Source organism: Gemmatimonas sp., from assembly GCF_036405635.1.
In the GTDB taxonomy this organism is placed as follows: Bacteria; Gemmatimonadota; Gemmatimonadetes; order Gemmatimonadales; family Gemmatimonadaceae; genus Gemmatimonas.
The window spans coordinates 1-6176 of record NZ_DASWXE010000075.1; the positions used below are offsets into that span (position 1 = coordinate 1).

Here is a 6176-nt window from a genome sequence, read left to right on the forward strand (position 1 = left end):
GAAGCCCGGTAATGCGTCGATGCCGCTCACGGCCAGTCGGCGCTGAACGGGCAGGGCATCACCATTCATCCAGCCACCGGCCACCACGCGCATGTTGAGCTGAGCCTGCGGTCCAAGGCGATTGTAGCGGCGCAGGTCCACCAAGGCGCGCGAGTATTGCGTCTCCACAGCGGCAACGGGTTCGGTGGGGATGCCGCGCAATGGCGCCGTCAGTGCACCGAAACGATCGATCGTGCCCGAGCCGTGCTCCCATTCGCCGCGGAGGTACCATCCCGAGCGCGGGTTCTCGGGGTTGGTACGCGTATCGAGCGCGGCAGACACGGTGAACAGGTCCATCACCCCTTCGTCGGCCGCCGGATTCAGGCGCCACGGCGTGTCGCCATAGAAGATCGACCAGACATCGCGCATGCGCCGACTGCTCCAGCGTTCGCGCCCATACGCGGCGCGCACCTCCGAGCCGCGGCCGGAGAACAGCGACACGTACCCTTGACCGCCGTGCCGCTGGTAGTAATCGCGGTAGTCGCGCGTGAACAGAAACGTATTGAGCCCGACTTCCGCGTCGGTGAGCTGCCAGCGCTCCATGGCTTCCACTTCGTCGAACAGTCGGCCGCCGACGGCTACACCATGACGATTGCCCTGACGCACCTCGAACAGCGCCCGGTGACCGAGGTTTTCGCGGTCCCAGCGTAGCCCGTCGCCCGTCCGGAAAATGCCGAACAGCTCCGCACGGATGCGGGTGTTCTCGGCGCGCGCGCGAAAGCGCGGCCCGATGATGATCGGCAACCCCTCCACACGATTGTACGTGTGGGCGGTCGTGACGAAGAGCTGGCTCTCGGAACTGTTGGAGCGTTCATCACGCACCCACTGCGACCAACGGCCGAAGAAATCCGTGTCGGCGACGAGCGTGTCGGCACTCTCGTGGTAGCGATAGCGCGCACTCCACACCCGGATCTCGCCGGCCACATTCGGACGTTCCGGCGATTCGAACGTGCCGCCGAGTACGGTGAGCGATCCATCGATGCGGGAGCCATCCACGAGCAGGGCATCGCCGTTGAGCACGATTACCTGTCCGGTGACCACGCCCGCGAGTCGGGTGCTGCCGTTCAGGATCGCGAGGTCGCCGCGCACCGTGTCCGTGGATGCCAGGTTGAATTCGCCACGCACGCGTCGTGTCGAGGGCGAGTTGAACACGCGGGTGACCTCGAGCGCCACATCCCGCGGCACACCACCAATGCGACGATCACTGGGCCGGCCTTCGCGCCCGCTGTCCCGTTGCGCCTCGCTCCCGGAAAAGGGAAGCAGGGACGCGAGTATCGCCGACATCAGCAGTGTCGTACGAATGGGAGAACGTGGGGAGGACAACGAACGGGACATGGGCAGGGATCGACCAGGGGGACAGGCGGGGGGATTCATCGCGGACTCCATCTGAAGGTCACCGCTCGACAAGGCAAGACACATACCATTGGGCCTTCCCCTCGCAGTGCGGTGCATCATGCGTCCTCCAAAACGACACGCCTGTGTCGGAGTGCAACGCCTGATGGCGCCACGACAGTTGCACACCGGCAAATGGTTTGAAACGACTCTGACAACGACTATTCGGGTGCCGAAGCCAACCCGAGACGCCGCATTCGACGATACAGGTTGGGGCGGTCTGTTTGCAGTCGTCGCGCGGCTTCCGCCACGTTTCCGTCACTTTGCGCCAGTGCGGCGGAGATGAGGCGACGCTCGTAGGCATCGAGCGCCTCACTGAGCGGCACCAATGAGGTGGACGGATGATCGGCTGATTCCACCGTCGATCCTGATTCCGTTTCCACGCCACCGCCTGCGCCAGCTCCGGCCTGCATCCCCGTTTCGGGCAGCACCTGCCGGACATCGGTGCGGGTCACCTCGGAGCCCGCGTGCAGGATAGCCAGCCGTTCCACCACGTTGGCGAGTTCGCGGATATTGCCCGGCCACCGATAGCCACTGAGCGCACCGAGCGCACTCTCGTGCCACTGCACCAGTGGACGGCCGGTGCGCGTGCGGTGCCGGGCCGAAAAATGACGCACCAGCGCCGGCAGATCACCGGGCCGGTCGCGCAGCGGCGGCAGGTGAATGGGAATCACGTTGAGGCGGAAGAACAGGTCCTCGCGAAAGCTGCCGTCGGCCACGGCGCGGGTGAGGTCCTTGTTGGTCGCGGCCAGAATGCGCACGTCCACCTTGATCGGCTTGCCCCCGCCCACGCGTTCGATCTCGCGCGCCTCGATGGCTCGCAGGAGCTTGGCCTGTGCTTCCGCACCCAGATCGCCCACCTCGTCGAGAAACAGCGTGCCGGTGTGAGCCAGCTCGAACCGGCCGATGCGGCGTTCGGTGGCGCCGGTGAAGGCGCCGCGCTCATGCCCGAACATCTCGCTCTCCACGAGATCGCGCGGAATGGCGGCGCAGTTCACGCGCACAAAGGGACGATCACGTCGTGGGCTCGAGACGTGGAGCGCCGCCGCTGCGAGTTCCTTGCCGGTGCCGGATTCTCCCGTGATGAGCACCCGCGCATCGGTGGGCCCCACGCGAGCAAGCAGCGCCCGCACATCGCGCATCGCCGGTGAGTCGCCGATCATCTCGCCAGAGATGCCCAGGTCTTCACGCAGCGCGGCGGCGGCCCGGCGCGCCTGCCGCAATTCGAACGCTGAAGCCAGTGCCAGCAACACCCCTTCGGGGGTGAGCGGCTTCTCGAGGAAGGTGAAGGCGCCAAGCCGCGTGGCACGCACGGCATCGGTGAGTGCGGCGCGGCCACTCATCATGACGACCGGCACATCGGGCCGGCGCTCGCGCAGCTTCTCCAGCAGCCCCAGCCCGTCGAGATCACCCGGCATCATGAGGTCGATGAGAGCCACATCCGGTTCCAGGGTCTCGGCCAGTGCGAGACCTGTGGCACCGTCGGACGCATCACGCACGTCGTAACCTTCGGAGCTGAGCAACGCCCCGACCATGCGTCGGATATTGGGTTCGTCGTCGACGATCAGGACGCTGGGCACGGACGTGAGCTAGCGCGACGTGTGTGACGACACGGGCACCTGTTCACCCCGCTCAGTGAGAACGCGCGTCGTGAACCGCTGGGCCTCGGATACCTTCTCCATCTCCACGGCGACCGTGTCGAGGTTGCGCTCCATGTTCTCGAAGCGCGACTCGAACTGGCGGCGCAGCGTTGATTCCTGCGCAGCGGCACTGCCACGGCGATCGATGTAGCGGGCAATGGCGCGCGCAATGGGCAGGCCAATGCACAGAAAGCCCACAGCCGCCGCAAAGGCCCAGGAGATCTTCACCAGGCCATCGGGCACCACATCGCGGATGGGGACGATGGTGCTCGCATCCCCCTGCTGCACGTGAATGCCGCGACCGTCCACCTTCACGGTGATATCGGGGTCCGGCCCGTTGGACGGGAAGACGATGGTGCCCGGCTGACGACGCGCGGCCACCGCATCGGCCCGCGCCGCGTCGGCATCGGACTGTGCGATGCGCGCGTCACGCGCCGCATTGGTTGCCGCCCGCACCGCCTGTTCGATTTCGCGCTGCAGCTCTGCGGCGTCCACCGTTTGCTCCGCCCGCCCCTGTTGCTGGGTCATCGTACGCGCTCCATGTCCTGAGGAGCGCGCTCCGCCAGCAATTTGGCCGTGAACCGCTGCCCCTCGCTGATCCGTTCAACCTCAACCGCCACCAGCTCCACCGCCTGTTCAATCGCGGCCAGGCGCTGCGCCACATCGCTCGGGGTGCGGCTCTGGTCCGTGCGCCGGTCCAGCCATCGGGTGAACGACCGCACCAGTGGACTCCCCAGCGAGACGGCGACGATCATCGAGCAGCCGATGGCCACGATCGCGATGACGCCGTTCGGGATGTCCTTGCGGGCCCGGCCCGGCGCGAACACCGGTGCAGGGGCAACTTCCGCGATCGGACGGGCGTCTGCTCCGGCCACGGCCTCGCCATTGATGCTCACGCCACGATCGCTGATCACAATGCGCGTCTCACCGCCCTTACCATCGGGGACTGTGACTACGCGCTCTGATCCCGAACCAGGCTGCACGGTGAACTCGCCGGCAGTGGCATCGCCGCGGCGCTGCCCTGAACCCTGTGTCATGCGTTCCCTCCTGTATTCGTCATCGGGGGCTGATCCCCGGCAGTGCCAGTATTGATGCCCGCGCTCGCGCCGATGGGGAGCCGCACGATCATCACGGTGCCGTGCCCCACGATACTCGATGCCACCACGGTGCCACGGTGCGCTTCGATGGTTTGCCGCGCGATCGCCAGACCGAGGCCCGTGCCACCGGGCTTGGTCGTGACGTACGGTTCGAAGATGCGTTGCAGCACTTCCGGTGTCATGCCGGTGCCCGAGTCGCCGATGCGGATGGCGACCATGGACGGTTCAGGATAGACCGACACCTGAATCGTGCCCGCGCCCGGTGTGGCATCGACGGCGTTGATGAGGATGTTGGTCACCGCGCGGACCAGCGACTCGTGAAAGCCCACCACGAGGGGCAGTGCATCGCTGCAGGAGAGCTCGAGGACCAGGCGCTCGGGCACCACACCGCGTGCCACCCGCGTCACCAGCTCTGCCACATCGATCTCGGCCGGCGGCCCGTCGGGCAGCCGACCGAATTGGGCGAAGCTTCTGGCCATCGTCTCGAGGCGGGCAGCTTCTTCGGCCAGCACATCGACCGTGTCCCGCAGCTCCTCGGGCGCCTGACGGCGCAAACGGTCGACGGCAAAACGGATCGGCGTGAGCGGATTCTTGAGCTCGTGCGCAAATCGGCGGGCGGACTCGCGGAACGCCTCGGCGCGCTCGGCTTCGAGCGCGCGGCGTCTGCCGGTTTCGAGTTCCATGGCCATGGTGCGCATCCCCGATCTGAGTACCTCGAATTCCGGAGCGCCGCGGCGATCCGCCTGCTCGGGAATGGGCCGCCCCATGCGGATCAATCCCGTCCACCCCACCAGCTCGTCGAGCGGCCGGCTGAGCTGCCGGCTGAGATGACCAGCGACCCGGGAGGCGCCCACTGCCACCACCACCACCACCAGCGCCGCGCCGACCAGGACCAACCGCATGGAACGACCGGCCACAAAGTCGAACCGCCGGGCCAGCTGAGCGGACTCCCGCAATTCGGCCTCGTGCCGTTCGAGCGCTTGCCGTTGAGCGGGTGAGAGCGGTGCCCGGTCGACCGCCCGCAACGCTTCCTCTCCACTCTGGGCGATGCGTTCCCACGCCGAACGGGCCGACAGCAGCGAGAGGGTGCGTGCTGCAAGACCGGTCCAGGCCAGCGTGACGACCACCGTCGGGATGAGCGCGAACAGCAACAACATCGCAAACAGCCGCGTACGGAAAGGGGCACGTGTGCCGTCCCGGGAACCCGTACGCGGGGGCGCAGTGTCCGGTTTCGTGCCCCTCTGCTTCCGCATCTCGTTCATAGTCAGTAATTTACGTGGCTGTACCCGATCCCGGAGTGAGATGGCAACCTCGTGGTCCCTCGCCCCTCTCGTCGAACAGCGCGCCCAGGACGCTCCTGAGCGTGTGCTTGCCACGAATGGAGCACGGACATGGACGTACCGACAGGTCGACGCAGATGCGTCGGCCCTGGCCGCGTCGTTCACGGAGTTGGGGTTGGGTGCCGGCGATCGCATCGCCGTGCATCTCCCGAACGGCATCGAGTGGATCGTGGCGACGGTGGCCGCGGCGAAGCTCGGCGCGGTGGTCGTGCCCGTCAGCCCGCAGCTCAGTTTCCATGACCTGCGTTACCAGCTGCGTCATGCCGAAGCGAGCGCGGTCGTCACCATCGAACGATGGAACGGGGTCGACTATCTGCAGCGTTTCGAAGAACTGCTGGGCGACCTGCCCGATCTGCAATACGTGGTCACGGTCGGCGAGGAAGACCTGTGGTACGACGATCGGATCTTTCAGTTCGAGGATCTGATCTCCCGCGGTGCCGGTCGCACGGCACCGGCCCGTGCGTCCGACGATGACGCGCGCGATCTCGCGCTGATGTACACGTCGGGCACGATGGGCAAGCCGAAGGCGGTGCAGCTGTCGCACCGGGCGGTCGTGGAAAACGCGGTGCGCACGGCGGCTGTGCTGGTCGTGCAACCCGATGATCGCGTACTCACGCTCGTGTCGTTCAGCGCGATCTTCGGATTCAGTGCGATGGTGGGCACCATGG

At 66.6% G+C, this 6176-nt stretch carries 5 protein-coding genes and 1 pseudogene; 1 reads left to right on the forward strand and 5 read right to left on the reverse strand.

The features are described 5' to 3' along the window. The 5 genes and pseudogenes from VGE27_RS05320 to VGE27_RS05340 form a co-directional block, all read right to left on the reverse strand. A pseudogene (locus tag VGE27_RS05320) lies at nt 1–1323 on the reverse strand (hypothetical protein); the annotation flags it as partial. A 269-nt stretch (nt 1324–1592) separates the two neighbouring features. Next, nucleotides 1593–3011, reverse strand: a complete 1419-nt coding sequence (locus tag VGE27_RS05325) for a sigma-54 dependent transcriptional regulator (protein WP_331048598.1) — start codon at nt 3009–3011, stop codon at nt 1593–1595. A gap of 9 nt (nt 3012–3020) precedes the next feature. Continuing rightward, entirely contained in the window at nt 3021–3599 is a 579-nt protein-coding gene (locus tag VGE27_RS05330; protein ID WP_331048599.1) for a hypothetical protein, read from the reverse strand. Next, a complete protein-coding gene (locus VGE27_RS05335) occupies nt 3596–4108 on the reverse strand; it encodes a hypothetical protein (protein WP_331048600.1) in 513 nt (170 codons plus the stop codon). The genes VGE27_RS05330 and VGE27_RS05335 overlap by 4 nt, the downstream gene beginning before the upstream one ends. After that, nucleotides 4105–5325, reverse strand: coding sequence for a sensor histidine kinase (locus tag VGE27_RS05340; protein ID WP_331048601.1), 1221 nt, complete (start codon nt 5323–5325; stop codon nt 4105–4107). The genes VGE27_RS05335 and VGE27_RS05340 overlap by 4 nt, the downstream gene beginning before the upstream one ends. A 145-nt stretch (nt 5326–5470) precedes the next feature. Between VGE27_RS05340 and VGE27_RS05345 the strand changes: the two genes are divergently transcribed. Further along, nucleotides 5471–6176, forward strand: a 706-nt coding sequence (locus tag VGE27_RS05345) for an AMP-binding protein (RefSeq protein ID WP_331048602.1), incomplete at its 3' end; no start/stop codon positions are given.

What these genes read in the sequence shown, in the direction of transcription:
- VGE27_RS05330 (WP_331048599.1), bottom strand. Translation starts at nt 3,599, where the DNA reads ATGACCCAGCAACAGGGGCGGGCGGAGCAAACGGTGGACGCCGCAGAG.
- VGE27_RS05335 (WP_331048600.1), bottom strand. Translation starts at nt 4,108, where the DNA reads ATGACACAGGGTTCAGGGCAGCGCCGCGGCGATGCCACTGCCGGCGAG.
- VGE27_RS05340 (WP_331048601.1), bottom strand. Translation starts at nt 5,325, where the DNA reads ATGTTGTTGCTGTTCGCGCTCATCCCGACGGTGGTCGTCACGCTGGCC.